15 protein-coding genes are annotated in these 22,878 nt (G+C 74.0%); 10 read left to right on the forward strand and 5 right to left on the reverse strand.

All coding sequences use genetic code 11. The annotated features are described in order from the left end of the window. From mftC to mftF, 4 genes are all read left to right on the forward strand, one after another. Entirely contained in the window at positions 1 to 1,230 is a 1,230-nt protein-coding gene (gene mftC, locus ACQP1N_RS19875; RefSeq protein ID WP_433225850.1) for a mycofactocin radical SAM maturase, read from the forward strand. A 69-nt stretch (positions 1,231 to 1,299) separates the two neighbouring features. Further along, positions 1,300 to 2,502 carry a pre-mycofactocin synthase MftD gene (gene mftD / locus ACQP1N_RS19880; RefSeq protein WP_433225852.1) on the forward strand — a complete coding sequence of 401 codons (1,203 nt, stop codon included), beginning with the start codon at positions 1,300 to 1,302 and terminating at the stop codon, positions 2,500 to 2,502. A 1-nt stretch (position 2,503) separates the two neighbouring features. Continuing rightward, entirely contained in the window at positions 2,504 to 3,214 is a 711-nt protein-coding gene (gene mftE, locus ACQP1N_RS19885; RefSeq protein WP_067793576.1) for a mycofactocin biosynthesis peptidyl-dipeptidase MftE, read from the forward strand. Further along, entirely contained in the window at positions 3,211 to 4,650 is a 1,440-nt protein-coding gene (mftF, locus tag ACQP1N_RS19890; RefSeq protein ID WP_433225855.1) for a mycofactocin biosynthesis glycosyltransferase MftF, read from the forward strand. The genes mftE and mftF overlap by 4 nt, the downstream gene beginning before the upstream one ends. A gap of 46 nt (positions 4,651 to 4,696) precedes the next feature. Here mftF and ACQP1N_RS19895 read toward each other — a convergent pair whose 3' ends face one another. Continuing rightward, positions 4,697 to 4,948 carry a DUF1876 domain-containing protein gene (locus ACQP1N_RS19895; RefSeq protein ID WP_067793574.1) on the reverse strand — a complete coding sequence of 84 codons (252 nt, stop codon included), beginning with the start codon at positions 4,946 to 4,948 and terminating at the stop codon, positions 4,697 to 4,699. 224 nt (positions 4,949 to 5,172) lie between these two features. Here ACQP1N_RS19895 and ACQP1N_RS19900 point away from each other — a divergent pair, with 224 nt between their 5' ends. Next, positions 5,173 to 6,315, forward strand: a complete 1,143-nt coding sequence (locus ACQP1N_RS19900; RefSeq protein ID WP_067793573.1) for a site-2 protease family protein — start codon at positions 5,173 to 5,175, stop codon at positions 6,313 to 6,315. Positions 6,316 to 6,466: 151 nt separating this feature from the next. After that, a complete protein-coding gene (locus ACQP1N_RS19905; protein WP_067793572.1) occupies positions 6,467 to 6,862 on the forward strand; it encodes an STAS domain-containing protein in 396 nt (131 codons plus the stop codon). Positions 6,863 to 6,935: 73 nt separating this feature from the next. On the opposite strand, the gene ACQP1N_RS19910 is transcribed toward ACQP1N_RS19905, so the two are convergent. Both ACQP1N_RS19910 and ACQP1N_RS19915 read right to left on the reverse strand, forming a co-directional pair. After that, positions 6,936 to 7,781, reverse strand: a complete 846-nt coding sequence (locus ACQP1N_RS19910; RefSeq protein WP_084262429.1) for a universal stress protein — start codon at positions 7,779 to 7,781, stop codon at positions 6,936 to 6,938. Positions 7,782 to 7,905: 124 nt separating this feature from the next. Continuing rightward, complete coding sequence (locus ACQP1N_RS19915; protein WP_084262428.1) at positions 7,906 to 8,793, reverse strand: universal stress protein; 888 nt, start codon at positions 8,791 to 8,793, stop codon at positions 7,906 to 7,908. A gap of 186 nt (positions 8,794 to 8,979) precedes the next feature. On the opposite strand from ACQP1N_RS19915, the gene ACQP1N_RS19920 reads away from it, so the two are divergent. Continuing rightward, positions 8,980 to 11,391, forward strand: a complete 2,412-nt coding sequence (locus ACQP1N_RS19920) for a glycoside hydrolase family 65 protein (protein WP_067793569.1) — start codon at positions 8,980 to 8,982, stop codon at positions 11,389 to 11,391. A gap of 12 nt (positions 11,392 to 11,403) precedes the next feature. Here the strand turns inward: ACQP1N_RS19920 and ACQP1N_RS19925 are convergent, their stop codons facing one another. Both ACQP1N_RS19925 and ACQP1N_RS19930 read right to left on the reverse strand, forming a co-directional pair. Further along, positions 11,404 to 13,050, reverse strand: coding sequence for a hypothetical protein (locus tag ACQP1N_RS19925; protein ID WP_433225859.1), 1,647 nt, complete (start codon positions 13,048 to 13,050; stop codon positions 11,404 to 11,406). Beyond that, positions 13,047 to 13,931, reverse strand: coding sequence for an ABC transporter ATP-binding protein (locus ACQP1N_RS19930; protein ID WP_242608643.1), 885 nt, complete (start codon positions 13,929 to 13,931; stop codon positions 13,047 to 13,049). The genes ACQP1N_RS19925 and ACQP1N_RS19930 overlap by 4 nt, the downstream gene beginning before the upstream one ends. Positions 13,932 to 14,190: 259 nt before the next feature. Between ACQP1N_RS19930 and ACQP1N_RS19935 the strand changes: the two genes are divergently transcribed. The 3 genes from ACQP1N_RS19935 to ACQP1N_RS19945 all read left to right on the forward strand — a co-directional run bounded on the left by ACQP1N_RS19935 (position 14,191) and on the right by ACQP1N_RS19945 (position 22,802). Further along, positions 14,191 to 15,396 carry an NAD(P)/FAD-dependent oxidoreductase gene (locus ACQP1N_RS19935; RefSeq protein WP_067793567.1) on the forward strand — a complete coding sequence of 402 codons (1,206 nt, stop codon included), beginning with the start codon at positions 14,191 to 14,193 and terminating at the stop codon, positions 15,394 to 15,396. 112 nt (positions 15,397 to 15,508) lie between these two features. Then, a complete protein-coding gene (locus ACQP1N_RS19940; protein ID WP_433225862.1) occupies positions 15,509 to 17,152 on the forward strand; it encodes a serine/threonine-protein kinase in 1,644 nt (547 codons plus the stop codon). A 178-nt stretch (positions 17,153 to 17,330) separates the two neighbouring features. Next, positions 17,331 to 22,802, forward strand: coding sequence for a carboxyl transferase domain-containing protein (locus ACQP1N_RS19945; RefSeq protein ID WP_433225864.1), 5,472 nt, complete (start codon positions 17,331 to 17,333; stop codon positions 22,800 to 22,802). Positions 22,803 to 22,878 lie beyond the last annotated feature (76 nt).

Raw genomic sequence — 22,878 nt, forward strand, 5'->3', positions numbered from 1 at the left:
ATGACCGCGGGAACCCCGGCGGCGACCCGGCTGGCCGACCTGTTCGAGTACGGGCTCGACGCGCCGATCTGCCTGACGTGGGAGCTGACCTACGCCTGCAACCTGTCCTGTGACCACTGCCTGTCCAGCTCGGGGCGGCGCGACCCCCGCGAGCTGAGCACGGCGGAGGCCAAGGCCGTCATCGACGAACTGGAGGCCATGCAGGTCTTCTACGTCAACATCGGCGGCGGCGAGCCGACGGTCCGCCCCGACTTCTGGGAGCTGCTCGACTACGCGACCGCCCACCACGTGGGCGTCAAGTTCTCCACCAACGGCGTCCGGATCACCCCGGAGGCCGCCCGGCGGCTGGCCGCCAACGACTACGTGGACGTCCAGGTCTCCCTGGACGGCGCGACCGCCGAGGTCAATGACGCGCTGCGCGGCCCCGGCTCGTACGACACGGCCGTGCGCGCCATGCGCCATCTCGCCGACGCCGGTGTGCGGGGCTTCAAGCTGTCGGTGGTGTGCACCCGGCACAACATCCCGCAGCTGGACGCCTTCAAGGCGATCGCCGACGAGCACGGCGCGCAACTGCGGCTGACGCGGCTGCGCCCGTCCGGCCGCGGCGCCGACGTGTGGGACGAGCTGCACCCCGCCCCCGGCCAGCAGCGCGAACTGTACGACTGGCTGCTGGCCCACGGCGACCGGGTGCTGACCGGCGACTCCTTCTTCCACCTGTCGGCCTACGGCGAGGCGCTGCCGGGCCTCAACCTGTGCGGTGCCGGGCGGGTGGTCTGCCTCATCGACCCGGTCGGCGACGTGTACGCCTGCCCCTTCGCGATCCACGACGAGTTCCTCGCCGGGAACGTCCGGGAACCGGGCGGTTTCACGGGCGTCTGGCGGGAGTCGGAGCTGTTCCGGGGGCTGCGCGAGCCGCAGACGGGCGGCGCGTGCGCGGCCTGCGGTTTCCACGACTCGTGCAAGGGCGGCTGCATGGCGGCCAAGTTCTTCACCGGCCTGCCGCTGGACGGACCCGACCCCGAGTGCGTCCAGGGGCACGGGGAGGCGCTGCTGGCCGGACGTTCCGCGGACCGCTCCGGCCTCCCCAGGCCGCGTGCCGACCACTCGCGCCGGGCCGCACCGCCCCGGCGCGGCCCGGTGCCGGTGAAGCTGACGCGCCGCGCGGACCTGGACCGTCCGCCGGTGAGCGCCTGCGAGGAGAACCCGCTGGCCGGGCTGCGGCTGCCCTGAGACCGCCCGCCGCCCGATCCGCGCGCACCCGCCCCGTGCGGGCGGCCCTTCCTTCCGGGAGACACCGAGATGTTCAAGAACCCGTGGTTCGAAACCGTGGCCGAGGCCCAGCGCCGGGCCAAGCGGCGGCTGCCGTACATGGTGTACGGGGCGCTGCTCGCGGGCTCCGAGCGCGGCCGGACGGTCGGCGACAACATCGCGGCCTTCGGCGAACTCGGCTTCGCGCCCCGCGTCGCCGGGCACAAGGCGCAGCGCGACCTGTCCACGACCGTGATGGGCGTGGAGACGTCCTTTCCCGTCCTCATCTCCCCCACCGGCGTGCAGGCCGTTCACCCGGAGGGTGAGGTGGCCGTCGCCCGGGCCGCCGCGAACCGGGGCGTCATCATGGGTCTCAGCTCGTTCGCGAGCAGGCCGGTGGAGGAGGTCGCCGAAGCCAACCCGAGCGTCTTCTTCCAGATGTACTGGAGCGGCGACCGCGACACGATGCTCCAGCGCATGGACCGGGCGCGGAAGGCCGGGGCGAAGGGGCTGATCGCCACGCTCGACTGGTCGTTCGCCAACGGCCGGGACTGGGGCAGCCCCCAGATCCCGGAGAAGATCGACCTCAGGACGATGGCGAAGCTGGCGCCCGGCGTCCTGCCCCATCCCGGATGGCTGTGGCGGTTCGCCAGGACCGGCCGCCTCCCCGACCTCACCACGCCCAACCTCACGCCGCCGGCCGGCCCGGCGCCGACCTTCTTCGGCGCCTACGGCGAGTGGCTGCAGACCCCGCCGCCCACCTGGGACGACGTGAAGTGGCTGCGTGAGCAGTGGGGCGGGCCGTTCATGCTCAAGGGCGTCACGCGGGTGGACGACGCCAGGCGGGCCGTCGACGCCGGCGTCACGGCGCTGTCGGTGTCCAACCACGGCGGCAACAACCTCGACACCACCCCCGCGACCATCCGGGTGCTGCCGTCCATCGCCGACGCGGTCGGCGACCAGGTCGAGGTCCTGCTGGACGGCGGCGTGCGGCGCGGCGGGGACGTCGCCAAGGCGCTCGCGCTCGGTGCCCGCGCCGTGCTCATCGGCCGCGCCTACCTGTGGGGGCTCGCCGCCAATGGGCAGGCAGGGGTGGAGAACGTGCTGGACATCCTGCGCGGCGGCCTCGACTCGGCCGTTCTCGGGCTGGGGCGCTCCAGCGTCCACGAGCTGTGCCGCGACGACCTCTGCGTCCCGCCCGGCTTCTGCCTGACGCTGGGCGGCGGGACGGACCCCGCCGGGCCGGCGGGCTGAGGTGACCGGTGCCGGGGGCCGGGATCTGGGCGGCGCCGCCTGGCCGGACGTCGGGGCGGCGCCGCTGGTCCTGCTGCCGACCGGGTCGACCGAGCAGCACGGGCCGCACCTTCCGCTGTCCACCGACACGCTGATCGCCCAGGCCGTGGCCGACCGGGCGGCGAAAGCACTGAGCGCGGGGGCACTGAGCGCGGGGGCGGGCCCGGTGGTCGTGGCCCCGGCGCTGCCCTACGGCGCCAGCGGCGAGCACGCCGGTTTTCCCGGCACGATCTCGATCGGGCACGAGGCACTGCACGCCGTGCTGGTCGAGACGGTCCGCTCGCTGGCACTCTGGGCCGGGCGAGTCGTGCTGGTCAACGGGCACGGCGGGAACGTCCGCACGCTGGACGCCGTCGTCGGCCGGATGCGCGCCGAGGGGCACGACGTCGCCTGGGTGGGGTGCGGTGTCCCCGGCGGTGACGCGCATGCCGGGTTCACCGAGACCTCCGTCATGCTGCATCTGGCTCCGGATCTCGTCCGCCCCCACGACGGGGTGACCGGCGAGACCCGGCCGCTCGCCGCGCTCATGCCCGACCTGGTCGCCCGCGGCGTCCGCGCGGTGTCCCCGTCCGGTGTCCTCGGCGACCCGGCCGGGGCCTCGGCGGAGCGGGGCCGGGAGATCCTGGAGGCGATGGCGGCGTCCGTCGTGCGCCGGATCGGCGGCGGATCGTGACCGGCCCGGCGTTCCCGCTTCCGCCGGGCTTCCGCATCGCCCTGGACCGGGGGACGTCCTTCTGGTCGGACGGGCGGGCCGCCGCCGGCGGCTCCCCCTGGAAGGTGGTGCGGTTCGCCGACGCCGCCCGCCCGTACCTGGCGGAACTGCGCCGGGCGGGTGCGCCCGGCCTGGCCGGCCGCTCCCCCACCGGGCGGGCGCTGGCCCGCCGGCTCCTCGACCACGGCTTCGCCCATCCGGTCCTCGCACCGCGCGCCGGCCCGCATGACGTCACGGTCGTGATCCCGGCGTTCGGGCGGCCCGGCGAGCTGGAGCGGTGCCTGGCCGCCGTCGGGGACGTGCCCGTGATCGTCGTGGACGACGCGTCCCCCGACCCGGGTCCGCTGCGCCGGGCCGCCGCCGCGCACGGCGCCCGCCTGGTGCGGCACCCCCGCAACCGGGGTCCGGCCGCCGCGCGCAACACGGGACTGCGGCTGGCCGGGACCCCGTTCGTCGCGTTCGTGGACTCCGACTGCCGTCCCCGGGACGGCTGGCTGGACGTCCTCATGCCGCACTTCGACGACCCCCGCGTCGCCGCCGTCGCCCCGCGGATCGTGCCGGCCGGCGGCACCGGGCCGCTGGCGCGCTATGAGGCGGTCCGGTCCGCCCTCGACATGGGCGCCCGGCCCGCGCTGGTGCGGCCGGGCGGGCGGCTCGGTTTCGTCCCCGCGGCGACCCTGCTGATCCGGGTGGCGGCCGTGGCGGGGGCGGAGGGGAACGCCTTCGAGGAGAACATGCGGCTCGGTGAGGACGTCGACTTCGTCTGGCGACTGGGCGACCTCGGGTGGAACGTCCGCTATGAGCCGCGTGCGCACGTCGAGCACACCTCGCGGCTGCACCCGGTCGCGTGGGCGCGGCGGCGGCACGAGTACGGGACGTCCGCCGCCGATCTGGCCCGGCGGCACCCCGGCCGGCTGGCCCCCGCCCGCCCGTCGCCGTGGAGCCTCGCCGTGCTCGGCCTGCTCACCGGGGGACGGCCGGGCGCGGCCATCGCGTGCGCGGGGGCCGCCGCCGCCCTGCTGGCCAGGCGTTTCACGTGGCTGCCGGCCGGGAAGGGGCTGGCCGCCACGATCACCGTCAGGAGCGTCGCCGCCGACGCCGCCGGCCTCGGGCACGCGCTGCGCCGCGAATGGTGGCCCGCCGGGCTGCTCGCCCTGGCCGCCGCCCCGCGCAGCCGCCCGGCCCGTGCCGCCGCCACCGCGATGCTCGCGCCCCTCGCGCTGGAATGGGCGAGGCGGGGACGCACCGTCGATCCCGTCCGCTACACCGTCCTGCGGCTCGCCGAGGACATCGCCTACGGGTCGGGGGTGACCGCCGCGTCGGTCCGCGCCCGCTCGGCCGCCGCGCTGCGCCCGGACGTGCGGTTCCCGCGAACGCTCCGGTCCGGGCGCGGCTGAGCGCCGGCCGGGCCCGCCGACCCGGCCGCACCGCCCCGCCCGGCGGTCACGCCGGGCCCGCGAGCTGGGCGATGTCCTCGCTCGCGACCCCGAGCAGCCGGTCGGCCAGGTCCGCGAGCGCGCGGCCCACGGCCAGCTCGTCACCGATCTCCGGAACCTCGCGGTCGATCGGGTTGCGGCGTGCCCGCCCGTAGCCGAGGGTCCTCTCCTCGCTTCCGCTGAACAGCACCGCGCGTGCCAGAGTGTCGGTGCCGTCCTCGCTGATGTAGATTTCCACGCTCCACTGCTTGGTCTTCATGGCGAGCCCCCTTCGCTCAGTGCGTTCACCTCCATCGTCGGAAGGCGGGCGAGCCGCGGTCCAGGGGCGGAGGTCCCAACCTCAAAAGGCCCAACGACCTGCGACAACGAAGCTCTGCGGGGCTAGCGGCCCGGCGGGGCCAAAGACCCGGCGGGAAGGGCACTTCGGCCCTGCCGGTCCGGCCGGTCACCGCGTAAGCCTGGTAGTGGCGGCAGGAGGTTGCCATGAAGCAGACGTTCAAGTTCGGGACGATCCGCGGCATCCCGGTCGGAATGCACTGGTCGGTCCTGGTGATCATGGTGCTGATCACCGAGATCCTCGCCCGGTCGGTCCTGCCGGCGGCCGATCCGGCGGCGTCCGCCGGCGCGCGCTGGGCGATGGCCGCGGCGGCCGCGGTGCTCTTCCTCCTCTCGCTGGCCGCGCACGAGCTGGCGCACGCGCTCGTCGCCCGCCGGTACGGCGTGCGGGTCGGCTCGATCACGCTGTGGATGCTGGGCGGCGTCGCCGAACTCCAGGACGAGCCGCCCGACGCCCGCGCGGAGCTGCGCATCGCCGGCGTCGGCCCGCTGACCAGCGCGGCGGCGGCCGCCGTGTTCGCCGGGGCCTGGACGGCCGGGGCCGCGGCCGGTGCCCCCGCCGTCATGACCGCCGCGCTGGGCTGGCTCACGGCGAGCAACGCGCTCATCGCGCTGTTCAACCTGCTGCCGGGTGCGCCGCTGGACGGCGGGCGCGTCCTGCACGCGCTGCTGTGGCGCAGGCGCGGTGATCGCGCGAGCGCGACCCACGCCGCCGGCCGCGCCGGGCTCGTGCTCGGCCGCACCATGATCGCCGCCGGGCTGCTGATCATGGTGCTGGTGAGCTGGTTCAACGGGCTGTGGCTGGCGCTGGTGGGATGGTTCATCTCCAACGCGGCCCGCGCCGAGGAACGCTGGACGGATCTGCGCGAGGCCGCCGAGGGCCTGCACGTCGCCGACATCATGACGCCCGACCCGGACCACGGCTGGACGTGGCAGCCCGTCGGCGTGTTCATCGAGGACGTGGCCCTGCGGTCCCGCCAGTCGGTCTTCCCCGTCCTGGACGTGTCCGGTGTCCCGGTCGGCGCCGTCGCGGTGGACCGGCTCGCCGTCGCCCCGCGCCGGGACGGCGGTGCCACGCTCGGCGGCATCAGCGTCCCGCTGGAGCCGGACCGGGTCGTCGGCCCGGGCGCGCCCGTGGCCGCGCTCCTGCAGATGGCACCGGTCGTGGGCGGCCTCATCGCGGTCGTCGTGTCCGACCGGCAACTGCTCGGGATCGTCACCACCGAGGACGTCCAGCGGGTGCTGCGGCGCAGCCGGCTCCGGGTCGGCAGCCCGGTCCGGACGGCGTGAGCCGGACCGCCCGCGGACGTGGACAGATTTTGATAGACTTTGGCGCACTTTAACGGACTTTGGCGGGTTTCCAGCGGGACCATCGTCCCTATTCTCGGGCCGGGCTTTGGCGGAGCCTTGAGGGGACCGGAAGGCCTGGGAGGGAACCGATATGGGCGACTGCACCAGTTGGCCGGACACGACCGTACGGCTCACCACGGCGAACACCGCCGAGGAGGGTGGTCCGACGCGCGCCGTGGTGACCGGCGAACTGGACATCGCCACGGCCGCCGAGTTCGGTGTCGAGCTGGCCCGGCTGATCGACGAGCGAACCCCGGACGTGGTGCTCGACGTGTCCGCCCTGACCTTCTGCGACGCGCGCGGCCTGGCGGCGATCATCGCCGCCGACGAGCTGGCCCGCAGCCGCGGCGGCGCCGTCACGCTGACCGGCGCCCGGCCCCAGCTCGCGCGCATCCTGCGGATCACCGGCCTCGACCGGCGCTTCCCCCTCCCCCGCATGCCCTTCCGGCGGCGGGGCACACGCCCCACGGTCCGTCGCTGCCGCTGACCCGCCGCCCAGTCGACAGAACCGGGCCAGGCCGAGTACGTCGGCCTGGCCCGGTTCTCTGTCCGCGTGCTCGTCAGCCGGCGCGCCGGGGGACGATCGCGACGGTGCCCGGGGCGTGCTTGAGCAGCGCGTCGCTGGTGGCGCCCAGCGTGAGGGCCCCCACCGTGCCGGCGCCGCGGGCGCCGGTCACCATGAGGGTGGCCTCCTGTGCGGCCTCCAGCAGCGCCTCACGCGGGGGTTTGAGGACCAGGGCGGTGGTGGCCTGGACATAGGGGTACTTCACCCGCCACGGCGCGACCGCGCGCTCCAGGACCGCGCCGCACACCCGGCGCAGCTTGTCCTCATCGCCGAACAGCGACAGGTCGCCGCCGGGGGCGGCGCCGGGCTCCCAGCAGCCGTACACCGCGCGCAGCCGCCAGCCGCGCAGCGCCGCCTCCTCGAAGGCGAACGCCAGCGCCGCGTCCGCGCCGGCCGACCCGTCCACGCCGACGACCACCAGCCCGTCCCGGGTCGCGGCCTGGCGCACCACCACGACCGGACGCTCGGCCCGGGCCGGGACGCGCAGCGCGGTCGAGCCCACCGGCATCTCGTCGGGGGCGTGCGAGCCGACCACGATGACGTCGGCGTCGCCCGTCTCGGCGAGCAGGGCGGGGGCGGCGCTGCCGTCCTTGAGCCGCTTGCGCACCGTCACCTCGGGCACGGCCTCCCGGGCCAGGGTGACACCGTGGTCGAGGAGGTGCTCGCCCATCCGGCGGACGATGGCCACACCCTCGTAGTCGATGTAGCTGATCGGGTAGGGCCAGCGCCAGGCGTGGCAGACCGTCAGCGGCACCCGCCGCAGCCGGGCCTCCTCCACCGCCCACCGCAGCGCCCGCTCGCTCTCGCTGGTCCCGTCGTATCCCACGACCACGTCGCTCATGACGTCCTCCTCCTGCAGATGGCTGAGGGGCACCCCGCCGTCTCACCCCCACTCAACCCCCGCCCCGCCCGGCGCCCTAGGTCCGTTCGGACCACGACCACGGGGACCAACGTCCCCGCGCCGGTCAGCCGGCGTTTTCGGCGGGCTGCCAGGACGGCGGGACGATCGCGACCGTGCAGGGGGCGTGGTGGAGCATCGCCGAACTGGTCGCGCCCAGCAGCAGCGGCTCCAGCGTGCCCGTACCGCGGTCGCCGACCACCAGCAGATCGGCGTCGGCGGCGGCGCCCAGCAGTGCTTCGCGGGGCCGCTCCAGCAGCAGCGACGTCCGCACATAGACCTTCGGATGGCGCTCCCGCCAGAGGGCGACGACCTCCTCCAGCATCGCCGCCCGCGTGCGCAGCAGCCTGTCGGTGTCGGTGAACAGGGGCAGTTCCCAGTCGGGAACGGCGCCGGGCTCCCAGGCCCCGTAGACCACGCGCAGGTCCCATCCGCGCAGCGCGGCCTCCTCGATGGCGAAGCCGAGCGCCGCGTCCGCGCCGGACGAGCCGTCCACTCCGGCGACCACGAGCCCGCGCGGCCCGCCCGTCCCCCGGACGGCGATCACCGGCCGGTGCGTCCGCGCCGGGAGCCGCACCGCCGTCGACCCGGGGGGCAGCCGGTGCCGCTCGTGCGAGCCGACCACGATCAGCTCCGCGTCGCGGGACTCGTGCACCAGCGTCTCGCAGACGGGTTCCTGCCTCAGCACCGTGCGCACCACGCCCCTCGCCCCGAGGTCGCGTGCCCGGCGCACGCCCTCGCGCAGGAGGTTCTCCCCCGCCCGCCGAAGGATCTCCTGGACGCTCTCGTCCACATGGTCGGCCGGGTACGGCCAGTGCCAGCAGTGGCACATCACCAGATCGAGCCCGCGCAACCGGGCCTCCCCGACGGCCCAGCGCAGCGCCGGGTCGTTCTCCTCGGTCCCGTCGTAGCCGAGGAGGATGGTCGACCGCCGGGTCCGTGTCAGTGCGATCATCGACCGGCCCCCCTCCCTGAACACAGCCCCGATTCCAGTCTCGACCGGCCGGGGGCGGCTCATGGAGGGGCGAAGGTCCCGCCGGCGCGAAGCCGTCCGGTACCGCCCGGCCGGTGAGAACGTGGCCGCGCCGGGAATCCTCACCTGACCGGACCCGGGACGACGACAACAGTCTGAGGGGACACCATGAGCCGGTGGATCCTGGCCTTCGATGGCTACGAACCCGAGGCGGAGGGCCTGCGGGAGGCGCTCTGCACCCTCGGCAACGGTTACCTCGCCACCCGCGGGGCCGCTCCCGAGTCGCCGGCCGACGGCGTCCACTATCCGGGGACCTACATCGCGGGCTGCTACGACCGGCTGGCGACCGAGGTCGGCGGGCGGCACGCCGACAACGCCGACCTGGTCAACATGCCGAACTGGCTTCCGCTGACGTTCCGCGCCGCCGGCGGTGAGTGGTTCGACCCGGACGACGCCCGCCGGGAGGGCCGGCTCCTCTCCTACGAGCAGGAACTCGATCTCCGGCGCGGTGTCCTGACCCGCCTGGCGCGCGTCCGCGACCGGGCCGGACGGACGTTCCGCATGGCGCAGCGCAGGATCGTGTCCATGCACGACCCGCACCTGGCCGCCCTGGAGACCACGATCGTCGCCGAGGACTGGTCCGGCGAGCTGCAGATCCGCTCGGCGCTGGACGGGCGCGTCCTCAACGCGGGCGTGGAGCGGTACCGGGACCTGCCGGGCGCGCACCTGACCCGCGAGAAGCCGCCCCCGCAGAGCGATCCGGAACTGCTGCTCCTGCGCGCCTCGACGGTCTCCTCGAAGATCGGCGTCGCGGTGGCGTCCCGCACCCGGACCTCCGTCCCGGCCGAGCACACCCGCCTCGCCGAGGACGGCTGGGCCGTGCAGGACCTGACCGTCGGCGTCCGGGAGAACGCGCCCATCACCGTCGAGAAGATCGCCGCCGTGTTCACCTCCCGCGACCGCGCCATCGAGGAGCACGGCGAGGCGGCGCTGGCCGCGGTCACCGGCGCGGGCGACTTCGACGCCCTGCTGGAAAGGCACACGCTGGCGTGGAACCGGCTGTGGCAGCGCTGCCAGCTGAGCGTCGACCACGTCGAGGTGCAGCGCATCCTCAACCTGCACATCTTCCACCTGCTGCAGACCGTGTCGGAGCACATCGTCGACCTGGACGTCGGCATCCCCGCCCGCGGGCTGCACGGGGAGGCCTACCGCGGCCACGTCTTCTGGGACGAGCTGTTCATCCTGCCGTTCCTCATCATGCGGTTCCCCGAGATCGCCCGCGCGCTGCTGCTGTACCGGTGGCGGCGGCTGCCCGCGGCGCGGCGCGCGGCGGCCGCGGACGGGCACCGCGGCGCGATGTACCCGTGGCAGAGCGCGGCCGACGGGCGCGAGGAGACCCAGCGCGTCCACCTCAACCCGCGGTCGGGCCGGTGGCTGCCCGACCACACGCATCTGCAGCGGCACGTCGGGCTCACGATCGGGCTCAACGTCTGGCGTTTCTACGAGGCGACCGGCGACGTCGAGTTCATCGCCGAGTACGGGGCCGAGATGATGCTGGAGGTCGCGCGGTTCTTCGCGGACCTGGCCGGCTACGACCGCTCCACCGACCGGTACGCGATCCGCGGCGTCATGGGCCCCGACGAGTACCACGACGCCTACCCGGGACGGGACGAGCCGGGCCTGGACAACAACGCCTACACCAACGTCCTGACGGCCTGGCTGCTGCGCCGCGCCCTGGACGCGCTCGCCCTGCTGCCCGAGGACCGCCGCACGGAGCTGCGCGAGCGGCTCGCGCTGACCCGCGAGGAGATCACCCGGTTCGAGGACGTGGCCCGCAAGATGTACGTCCCGTTCCACGACGACGTGATCAGCCAGTTCGAGGGGTACGGCGACCTGGCGGAGCTCGACTGGGCCGGCTACCGGGAGCGGTACGGCGACATCCGCAGGCTGGACCGGATCCTGGAGGCCGAGGGCGACTCCCCCAACCGCTACCAGGCGTCCAAGCAGGCCGACGTCCTCATGCTGTTCTACGTGCTCTCCCCCGGCGAACTCGACGACGTCCTGCGGCACCTCGGCTACGAGCACGGGCCGGACCTGGCGGCCAGGACGATCGAGTACTACCTGCCGCGCACCTGCGACGGGTCGACGCTGAGTTCACTCGTGCACGCCTGGATCATGGCTCACATCGACGGTGACGAGGCGTGGCGGATCTTCCTGGAGTCGCTGTTCAGCGACATCATCGACACCCAGCGCGGCACCACCGGGGAGGGCGTCCACCTCGGCGCGATGGCCGGCACCGTCGATCTCGTCCAGCGCTGCCACGCCGGGATCAGCACCCGCCGCAACGCGCTCCGGCTGGAGCCGCGGCTGCCCGCCGCGCTCGGTGAGCTGCGGCTCGGGCTGCGCTACCGGGGCCACTGGGGCATCGACCTGACCTGCCGGCAGGACCTCGTCCGCGTGGCGCTGCGGCCCAGCGCGGCCTCCCCCATCCGTGTCTCCTACGGCCCCGAGGACATCGAGATCCAGCCCGGCACGTCCTGGGAGGCGCCTCTCCTGGACGGCCGGCGGACGCCGCGGTGACCGGCCGCCGGTTCAGTCGCCGGTGAGGTCCCGGCGCTCGAAGAGCACGAAGCCGCCGATGCCGAGCAGCACCGCCACGAGGACCATGACGGCCGCGGCGGGGGCCGCGAACGGTTCCGCCGGGACGTTCGCGAGATGGTGGAACGGCGACAGGTTCAAGATCGGGTCCGGCCAGTTCAGCGCGGGCCCGATCATCTCGATCAGGTAGCAGGTGACGGTCGCCGCGACCGAGGCGGGGACGGTCAGCCGGGGCGCCCCGCCGAACAGCAGCACCGCCAGGCCCATGGCCAGGGCCGCGACCGGAAGCGGGTTGAGGTTCGCGGCGAGCGTGTCGGCCGGCCCGATCCCGGCGTCCGTCATGGCGGCACCGGCCCACATCGCGACCGCGGAGGCCAGCGCGAGCAGCACCGCCGAGGCCAGTGTCAGCAGGACGTGACCGCCCAGCCAGCGGCGCCGCGTGACGGGCCGGACCAGGACGTGGTCCAGCCGCCCCGCGGCCTCCTCGGCCCGGGCCGCGCCGATCCGCCAGCACGTGTACAGGGCGATCAGCAGGCCCATGAGAGTGCCCATGAACCCCACGAAACCCCTGGCGAGGTCGGCGGCGTCCCACCCGAGCGACTCGCGGAGCCGCTGGTAGCCGGGATTGTCGGCGGCGAAGTCGAGCACGGTCGCGGTCAGCGCGCCCATGACGAACGCGTATCCGGCGATGCCGAGCAGCCAGCCGGCCAGCATCCCGCGGGTGCCGCGCCACGCGAACGCCACCGGGCCGCCGAGCAGCCGCAGCCGGGCCCGGGCGTGGTCCGCCTCGGTGATCAGCGCGCCGCCGGTGTCGCGGCGGGTCCGCAGCGCGAGGGCGACCCCGCCGAGGACGACGGGCACCGTCAGCGACACCGCCAGCGCCGGCCGGCTCGGGTCGCGGTAGGGATGCAGCTCCTCCAGCCAGCCGAACGGGGTGAACCAGCGCAGCCAGCCGCGCGAGCCGGCGCTGTCGGCCGCCATCCGCAGCAGGAACAGCACCCCGAACACGGCCGAGGACGCCGCCGTCACCCGCCGCCGCACCTGCAGCAGCTGCGCGATCACGGCCGCGACCGCGGCGAACGTCGCGGCGAGGCCGGCGAGCCCGAGCCCGAACAGCACCGAGCCCGCGACACCCGTCCCCAGCACCGCCAGCGGCACGGCGACGGCGGCGCCCAGCACGGCCACGGCGCCCGCCAGCACGGCCAGTTGCACCAGCACGACCCGGGCCGGGCGCACCGGCGCGACCAGCACGAGTTCGGCGCGGCCGGACTCCTCCTCCCCGCGCAGCAGGCGCCCCGCCACCAGCATCGCCCAGATGCCGACGATCGCGGCCAGGATCCAGCCGGCGTCCCAGACGACGAAGCCGCCGGACGTCTCGACCGCGTGCGGGACGCCCTGCAGCATCCGCATGGCCGGATCGTCCGACAGCGTCACGAGCTTCATCCGCGACGCCATGTCGGGATATGTCCGCTCATAGGTGAGGACTTCGATCACGAGGTAGCCGGCGAGGGCCAGCGCGAGCCAGCTCACGCCGCGCCGGATCAGGCGGGCGGTCAGCCGCGCGACCTGGGCGTCCGCCCAATGGCGCCGTTCCCGCCTCGGGTACGCGGTGACCCCGCGCACCGGCACGGTCCTGGTCATTTCTCCGCCTCGTAGTAGCTCAGGAAGATCTCTTCCAGCGTCGGCTCGTGGCTGCGGAGCCGGACCAGCGGCACCGTGCTCAGCCGGGCCAGCGCGGGGGACGGCGAGCCGGTGATCGACACGCGCACGCCGCCGTCGACGGCTTCCACGCCCGTCACCCCGGGCACCCCGGCGAGATCGGGAAGGGGGCCGTCCGCGATCGCCTCCAGCACCGTGCCGCCCAGCCCGCGCAGCTCCTCCAGCTCGGCGACCTCGGCCAGCCGTCCCGCCCGCAGGATCGCGACCCGGTGGCAGACGTCCTGGGCCTCGTCGAGGATGTGGGACGACAGGAACACCGTCTGCCCGCGGCCGGCGGCCTCCCTCGCCAGCGCCTGGAACTCGGCCTCCATCAGCGGGTCGAGCCCGGACGTCGGCTCGTCCAGCAGCAGGACGTCCGGGCGGGTCATCAGCGCGGCGATCAGCGCGAGTTTCTGCCGGTTGCCCTTGGAGTAGGAGCGCGCCCGCAGGCCGGGGTCGAACCGCAGCCGCTCGATCAGCTCGTCCCGGAACGGCACGTCCACGTGTCCGGACAGATGCCCCAGATACGTCAGCGTCTCCAGCCCGGTCAGCTGCGGCCACACCGCCACGTCCCCGGCCACGTACCCGACATGCCGGTGGGAGCGTTCGACGTCCCCGGCGGGCACGCCCATGACCCACGCCTTCCCGGCCGTCGGCCGGACGAGGCCGAGCAGCAGCCGGATCGTCGTCGATTTCCCGGCGCCGTTCGGGCCCAGGAAGCCGAAGATCTCCCCCTGGCGCACGTCCAGGTCCAGGCCGTCCACCGCGACCACCTGCCCGAAACGTTTCGTCAGTCCCTCGGTCCGTATCGCCGATCCGGCCACGGCGCACCTCCTCGCCATCCGCCACCGACGCTAGACACCTGATCAGCGCGTGTCAGCGGGCCGAAAGTCCCCCGGACATCCGCCCTTCGGCAGATGGCCCGGCATCGCGACCGCCTTCTCCGCGTGCATCGCGGCCCGGTTCCCTCAGGTCGCAGGGAGGACCGAACGTCCCTGCCGGAAGGGGACCTTTGCACGTACTGGCGCCGGACGCGCGGCATAAGCCTGGGATCAAGGGCTTCTCCTGAAGAAGGTGAGTGCTATGCGGGCAAAGGTGCTCGTTCTCGGTGGCAATTTCGGTGGCCTGACCGCCGCGATCAGCGTCAAGCACGCCCTCGACGAGGACGTCGATGTGACCGTGGTGTCGGCGTCCGACCGGTTCCTGTTCAATCCCTCGCTCATCTGGGTGCCGTTCGGCAAGCGCACCGAACGCGACATCACCTTCCCGCTCGCGCCGACCTTCGACGCGCACGGCGTCGAGTTCGTGCACGGTGAGGCCACGGCGATCGATCCCGCCGCCAAGCAGGTGACCACGACGGCGGGCACCTACGGCTACGACTACCTGGTGGTCGCCACCGGCTACCGCAACAACATGGCCGTCCTGCCCGGCCTTGAGCCCGCCAACGGCGTCCACACCATCACCACGCTGCCCGACGCCGAGGAGGCCGGCGAGGGATGGCGCCGCTTCCTGGACGACCCCGGCCCGGTCGTCGTCGGCGCCACCCAGGGAACCGGCTGCTTCGGCGCCGCCTACGAATTCCTGTTCAACACCGCCTACCAGCTCAAGAAGGCCGGGCTGAAAAAGCGGGTTCCGCTCACCTACGTGACCGCCGAGCCGTTCCTCGGCCACTTCGGGATGGGCGGGCTCCCCGGCGGCGAACGGCTCCTGAAGATGTTCCTCAAGAAGGAGGGCATCCAGGCGATCACCGGGACGGCGCTGGACGAGGCGTCCGCCGGCCGGCTCCTGCTGGACGACGGCGGCAAGCTCGACTTCGCCTACGCGGTGATCATCCCGCCGTTCCTCGGCCAGGAGGTCGTCGCCGCCACCCCCGGCCTCGCCGACGCCAAGGGCTTCGTCCCGGTGCACGACACCTACCAGTCGACCGCGTACCCCGACATCTACGCCGTCGGCATCGCCGCCGCCGTGGCCGTCCCGTGGACCACGGCGGTCCCGCTCGGCGTGCCCAAGACCGGGTTCCCCACCGAGGTCCAGGCCCGGGTCGCCGCCGACAACATCGCCGCCCGGATCCGCGGCGAGGAGCAGACACGCCACAAGAGCTTCGGCGACATCCCGGCGGTCTGCGTCATGGACGCCGGCAACAACGGCGTCATGATCCTCGCCGACCACCTGCTGCCGCCGCGCAAGGGGGGCATCCTCATCCCCGGCCCGCAGGCCCACGCCGCCAAGCTCGCCTTCGAGAAGTACTTCCTCTGGAAGGCCCGCAACGGCTACGTCCGCCTGCCCTGACCCGGCCCCGCCGCCGCACGGCACGCGCTGGATCACTCCACCGCGTGCCGTGAAGGCCGGCTCCAGGAGATTCATACGCCTTTGTGGAGGTGGTGGGCTTAGGCTGTCCGCCGTGACGTCTGGGCAACAGGTGATCGACGGCCGTTTCGAACTGCGCGGACGGCTCGGCAGCGGCGGGATGGGCGCGGTCTGGCGCGCGTTCGACCTCGCCCTGGAACGCGAGGTCGCGTTGAAGGAGGTGCGGCTCGCCGGCACCGACACCTCCGAACTGGACCCGGACGTCGCGCAGATGCTGCGCGAGCGGGTGATGCGCGAGGCCCGCGCCCTCGCCCGCCTCCACCACCCCAACGTGGTGACCATCCACCACATCGTGGACTCCCCCGAGATGCCGCACCCGTGGCTGGTGATGGAACTCGTCCGCGGGCAGTCCCTCCAGGAGCGGCTGGCGCACGGGCCGCTGCCGCCCGCCGAGGCCGCCGCGCTGGGGCGCGGGCTGCTGGCGGCGCTGCGCGCGGCGCACGAGGCCGGCATCTGCCACCGCGACGTCAAGCCCGCCAACGTCCTGCTGCGCACGGACGGGACGCCCGTCCTCACCGACTTCGGCATCGCGGTCCTGGAGGAGACCCCCCGGCTCACCCAGACCGGCGGGCTGGTCGGCTCCCCGGAGTACATCGCGCCCGAACGGCTGCACGGCCACGAAGGCGACCCCGCCTCGGACCTGTGGTCGCTCGGCATGCTGCTGTACACGGCGGTGGAAGGCCGCCATCCGCTCCGCCGTCCCACCACGGCCGCGACACTGGCCGCCGTCATGACGGCCCCGATCCCGCCGGCCGGCCACGCCGGCCCCCTGGCACCCGTCCTGCAGGCGCTCCTGGCACGCGAACCCGCCGCCCGCCCCGCCCCCGAACAGCTCGACCATATGCTCGCCCAGGCCGCCGACCCGGGCGCCGTCCCCGCCTCCACCCCGGTCCCGCCGCCCCCGCCGCCCCCGGCCTTCGCGGCGATGCCCGGCCCCGGGACCGCCCCGGCCCCGTTCCCGATGCGGACGACCGAGCCCGCGCTGAAGCGGTCACACCGGTCCGGCCTGAGCCCGGTCCTGATCGCCGCCGGCGCGGTCGGCGCGGTCGCGGTTCTGCTGGCGGCCCTCGTCGTCGTCCTCCCCAAGCTCTCCGGCGGCGCCGGGCGGACGGGCGGCGCCGGCACCCCTCCCGGCACCGCCCCCACCGGCGCCCCCACCGGCGTCCGTACCGGATCCGGCGCGAACGGCGGCGGCACGAACGGCGGCGGCACCTCGCAGGTCACGACCCTGCTGACCCCCGCCGCCATCCGCGACGTGATCAAAAAGTTCGAGGAGGCGTCGGGCAGCAAGAAATTCGCCCAGTTCACGGTGTACGAGGACCACGCGTCCGCCGACGCTCCCGTGCCCCGGCGCCGCGCCGCCTTCGACAACTACACCTACCGGAAGGGCGCGGACGCGGCCGTACGCAGCGGCCCCAGCATCGCCATCACCACCGGCGACGCCAAAGTCGACCTCGGCGCCTTCAACTGGGACGTTCTGCCGGCGCTGATGCGCCGCGCCGACCGCACCCTCAAAGTGCCCAAGCCGACCCTCAGGTACATCATCGTGAGGGCCTCCTGGACCTTCAACGGCGGCCGGCCGACCATGTTGGTCTACCTCACCGACGACTACGGCGGCGGCTATCTCGCCGCCAACACCAAGGGCCAGGTCATCAGCACCGTCCCGTCCGATTCCTGACGCGCCCCCCGACTTCCGGCTCCGCGCGGCTTTGCAGGTTTCCCACAACTGGAGCCGCTCAGCGTGCGATGTCTGCGACATGGCGCTACGGGCCGGTAGACGGAAGGGTTGAACATCGTCCGGGGGTCGTCGTGCCGCCGCGGCGCGCACAACGCAGGTCTACAGGAGGGCTCGGTCGGTGTTCAGTCGTGTCGCCATCGTCAACCGGGGTGAGGCCGCCATGCGACTCATCCACGCCGTACGGGACATCGCAGCGGAGACCGGGACGAGGATCGAGACGGTCGCCCTGCACACCGACGTCGACCGCACCGCCACCTTCGTCCGCGAGGCGGACCTGGCCTACGATCTCGGTCCCGCGTCCGCGCGCCCGTACCTCGACCTGGAGGTGCTGGAGCGCGCGCTGGTGGAGACCGGCGCGGACGCCGCGTGGGTCGGCTGGGGCTTCGTCGCGGAGGACCCGGCGTTCGCGGAGCTGTGCGAGAAGGTCGGTGTCACCTTCGTCGGGCCGAGCGCGGAGGCCATGCGCAAGCTCGGCGACAAGATCGGCGCGAAGCTGATCGCCGAGGAGGTCGGCGTGCCGGTCGCGCCGTGGAGCCGGGGCGCGGTCGAGACCCTGCAAGAGGCCGTGGCGGCGGCGTCCGAGATCGGCTACCCGCTGATGCTGAAGGCGACCGCGGGCGGCGGCGGACGCGGCATCCGCGTGATCAGGAGCGAGGCCGAACTCGCCGACGCCTACGAGCGCACCAGCCAGGAGGCCGCGCGGGCCTTCGGCAGCGGAGTCGTGTTCCTGGAGCGCCTGGTCACCGGGGCCCGGCACGTCGAGGTCCAGGTGATCGCGGACGGCCAGGGAACGGCGTGGGCCCTCGGCGTCCGCGACTGCTCGGTGCAGCGGCGCAACCAGAAGATCATCGAGGAGTCGGCGTCGCCGGTGCTCGGGCCCGAGCAGGCGGCCGAGCTGAAGGCGTCCGCCGAACGGCTGGCCGTCGCGGTCGGCTACCGCGGCGCGGCCACGGTCGAGTTCCTCTACCACCCCGGCGACGAGCTGTTCGCGTTCCTGGAGGTCAACACCCGCCTGCAGGTCGAGCACCCGATCACCGAGGCCACCACCGGCTTCGACCTGGTCCGGGCGCAGTTGCACGTGGCGTGCGGCGGGCGGCTCGAAGGCGGGCCGCCGGCGGAGCGCGGGCACGCCGTCGAGGCCCGGCTGAACGCCGAGGACCCCGACCGCGACTTCGCGCCCGCCCCCGGCCGCATCGCGCGGCTGGACCTGCCCGCAGGTCCCGGCATCCGGGTGGACACCGGCGTCCGGGAGGGCGACACCATCCCCGCCGACTTCGACTCGATGATCGCGAAGATCATCGCCTACGGCCGCGACCGGGACGAGGCGCTCGGCAGGCTGCGCCGCGCGATGGCGCAGACCACCGTGATCATCGAGGGCGGCGCGACGAACAAGAGCTTCGTCCTGGACCTGCTCGACCGGCCGGAGGTCATCGACGGCAGCGCGGACACCGGCTGGATCGACCGCGTCCGCGCCGAGGGCGGGCTCGTCACCCACCGGCATTCCGCCGTCGCGCTGGCCGCCGCCGCCATCGAGGCGTACGAGGAGGACGAGCGCGCCGCGCGGCAGCGGCTGCTGGCGACGGCCTCCGGCGGACGCCCGCAGGTGCGGCACGAGAGCGGCCGGCCGCTCGACCTCAAGCTGCGCGGCGCCGGCTACCGGGTGCGCGTCGCGCGGGTCGGCGCGCACCGGTTCCGCGTCGGCATCGAGGCGGGCGGCCTGGTCCGCACCGCCGACGTCGAACTCGACCGCTTCGACCGGCACACCGGGCAGATCGTCGTCAACGGCGCCCGGTACCGGCTGCTCACCGGCACGCACGGGCCGGTCCACCTGGTCGAGGTGGACGGCGTGACGCACCGGGTCAGCCGCGACGAGGGCGGCGTCGTCCGCTCCCCGGCGCCCGCGCTGGTCGTCGCCACGCCGCTGGAGGCGGGCGCCGAGGTCGAGGCGGGCGCGCCGGTGCTGGTGCTGGAGAGCATGAAGATGGAGACGGTGCTGCGGGCACCGTTCAAGGCGCGGCTGAAAGAATGCGTGGTGTCCGTGGGCAGCCAGGTGGAGACCGGCGCCCCGCTGCTGCGGCTGGAGCCGCTCGCCGACGACACCGCCGAGGACACCGCGTCCGCCGGGGAGGTCGAGCTGGACCTGCCCGCCGCGCCCGGGACGGTCCCGGCGCGCAGGCGCGCCGCACGCGGCCGGGAGGACCTGCGCAGCCTGCTGCTGGGCTTCGACGTCGACCCGCACGACGAGCGCCGGGTGCTCGACGACTACCTCGCCGCGCGCCGGGCGGCCGCCGGGGACGGCCATCGGCCGCTGGCCGAGGAGCTCGCGCTCATCGACGTGTTCGCCGACCTCGCCGAGCTGAGCCGCAACCGGCCGGCGGGCGGCGACGGCGGCGGCGGCGGTGAGGGCCACCTGCACAGCCCCCGCGAGTACTTCCACACCTACCTGCAGAGCCTGGACGTCGAGCGGGCCGGGCTGCCGGAGGCGTTCCAGGCCAGGCTCGCCAAGGCGCTCGGCCACTACGGCGTCCCCGAACTGGAGCGCTCCCCCGAACTCGAAGCCGCGGTGTTCCGGATCTTCCTCGCCCAGCAGCGCGCGTCCACCGACGCCGCGGTCATCGCGACGCTGCTGCGCGCCTGGCTGAGCGAGCCGCCGCCGGTCGAGGCGCTGCGCGAGCCCGCCGGTCTCGCGCTGGAGCGGCTGATCGCCGCGACCCAGGTCCGCTTCCCCGTCGTCTACGACCTCGCGTGCGGTGTGGTGTTCGCCTGGTTCGCCCAGCCGCTGCTGCGCCGCAACCGCGCCCGCGTCTACGCCGACATCCGCCGGCACCTGCGCCACCTGGACGCCCGCCCGGACGCGCCGGACCGCGCCGAGCGCGTCGCCGAGATGGTGCGCAGCACCGAACCGCTGGTGCGGCTGCTCGGCCAGCGGCTCTCCCGCGGCAACCCCGACAACGCGGTCATGCTGGAGGTGCTGACCCGGCGGTACTACGGCAACAAGGGGCTGACCGGCGTCCACACCAGGCGGATCGGGGGCTGCACGTTCGTCGTCGCCGAACGCGAGGGCTCGTGCCTGGTCTCCGCCGCGGTGAGCTTCGAGGCGCTCGGCGGGGCGCTGCGCGGGCTCGCGGAGCAGGCGGGCGACGGCGACGGCGACGCCGTCGACGCCGACATCTACCTCTCCTGGGAGGGGCAGCCGGAGGACTTCGACGCGATGGCGGCCGCGCTGCACGAGGTCGTCAACGCCCACCCGCTGCCGGACCGGGTCCGCCGGCTCACCACCACCGTCGCGGGCAGCAGCGGCGCGGTGATGCACCACCACTTCACGTTCCGCCCGTCCGCCACCGGGATGACCGAGGAGCGGCTGATCCGCGGCCTGCACCCCTACATCGCACAGCGGATGCGGATGGAGCGGCTCGGCAAGTTCGACCTCACCCGGCTGCCGTCGTCGGACGAGGAGGTCTACCTCTTCCAGTGCGTGGCGCGCGACAACCCGTCCGACGACCGCCTCGTCGCGTTCGCGCAGGTGCGCGACCTGGCCGGGCTGCGCGACCACGACGGCAGGCTGCGCACGCTCCCGACGGCCGAGTACACCATCGCCACCTGCCTCGACTCGATCCGCCGCGCGCAGTCGCGGCGGCCGTCGAAGAAGCGCTTCAACACCAACCGGATCGTGATCTACGTCTGGCCGCCGAGCGACCTCACCCGCGCGGAGCTGGAGATGCTGGTCGAGCGGATGCTGCCGACGACCGCGGGCGCCGGGCTGGAGGAGATCGAGTTCATTGCGCGGCGGCGCGACCGGAAGACCGGCGAGCTGACCAAGGTCACCGTGCGCATCTCGTTCGACGCCACCGGCGGCACCAGCCTGACCGTCGGGGAGCCGTCCGCCGAACCGATCGAGCCGGTCGACGGCTACCGGCAGAAGGTGCTGCGCGCGAGCAGCCGCAACACGGTGTACCCGTACGAGCTGACCGAGGTGCTCGGCGACTTCGCCGAGTACGACCTCGATGACGACCACGCGCTGGTGCCGGTCGACCGGCCGAAGGGCCGCAACAGCGCGGCGATCGTCGCGGGTGTCGTCACCACGCCGACCCCGCGCCACCCGCGGGGCGTCACCCGGGTCGTCCTGCTCGGCGACCCGACGAAGTCGCTCGGCGCGCTGTCGGAGCCGGAGTGCCGCCGGGTGATCGCCGCGCTGGACCTGGCCGAGCGGATGCGGGTGCCGCTGGAGTGGTACGCGCTGTCCGCCGGCGCCCGGATCTCCATGGAGTCGGGCACCGAGAACATGGACTGGGTGGCGGCGGCGCTCAAGCGGATCGTCGAGTTCACGCAGGACGGCGGCGAGATCAACGTCGTGGTCGCGGGCATCAACGTCGGCGCGCAGCCGTACTGGAACGCGGAGGCGACGATGCTCATGCACACCAAGGGCGTCCTCGTGATGACGCCGGACTCGGCGATGGTGCTCACCGGCAAGCAGTCGCTCGACTTCTCCGGCGGTGTGTCGGCCGAGGACAACTTCGGCATCGGCGGCTACGACCGGGTGATGGGCCCGAACGGGCAGGCGCAGTACTGGGCGCCGAACCTGGTCGCCGCGCGGGACGTGCTGATGTCGTACTACGACCACACCTACGTCGCGCCCGGCGAGCAGGCGCCGCGCCGCGCGACGACGACCGACCCCGTCGACCGCGACGTCTCCGACTTCCCGCACACCGTGGAGGGCAGCGACTTCACCACCGTCGGCGAGATCTTCTCCGCCGCGGCCAACCCGGACCGCAAGAAGCCGTTCGACATCCGGGCCGTGATGCGGGCGCTCTCCGACCAGGACCATCCGGTCCTGGAACGCTGGGCGGGCATGGCCGACGCGGAGACCGCGGTGGTGCAGGACGTGCATCTCGGCGGCATGCCGGTGTGCCTGCTCGGCATCGAGTCGCGTGCGGTGCCGCGTCGCGGTTTCCCGCCCACCGACGGCCCGGACGCCTACACCGCGGGCACGCTGTTCCCGCAGTCGTCGAAGAAGGCCGCGCGGGCGATCAACGCGGCCAGCGGGAACCGGCCGCTGGTGGTGCTGGCGAACCTGTCGGGCTTCGACGGCTCGCCGGAGTCGCTGCGGAAACTGCAACTGGAGTACGGCGCCGAGATCGGCCGCGCGATCGTGAACTTCCGCGGTCCCATCGTGTTCTGCGTGATCTCCCGGTACCACGGCGGCGCGTTCGTGGTGTTCTCCAAGGCGCTGAACCCGAACATGACCGTCCTCGCACTGGAGGGCTCGTTCGCCTCGGTGCTCGGCGGCGCGCCCGCCGCGGCGGTGGTGTTCTCCGGCGAGGTCAACGCCCGCACCGCGGCCGACCCCCGCGTCCGGGACCTGGAGGCCCGGGTCGCGGCCGCCACCGGTCCCGGCCGCGCCGCGCTGACCGCGGAACTCGACGAGCTTCGCGCCTCGGTCCGCGCGGAGAAGCTCGGCGAGGTCGCCGCGGAGTTCGACCGCGTGCACGACATCCGGCGCGCGGTCGAGGTCGGCTCCGTGGACGCCGTCATCCCCGCCGCGGAACTGCGCCCGCGGATCATCGAGGCCATCGAGGCCCGCCTGGGCTGACGATCGAGACCTTCGGCCCCGAGGCGGCCATGGCCGGGCTGAAGTCGCCGTCCATAAACCCGGCGTCGCCTTGCAG

This window comes from Actinomadura formosensis (assembly GCF_050948385.1).
Classification (GTDB): Bacteria; Actinomycetota; Actinomycetes; order Streptosporangiales; family Streptosporangiaceae; genus Spirillospora; species Spirillospora formosensis.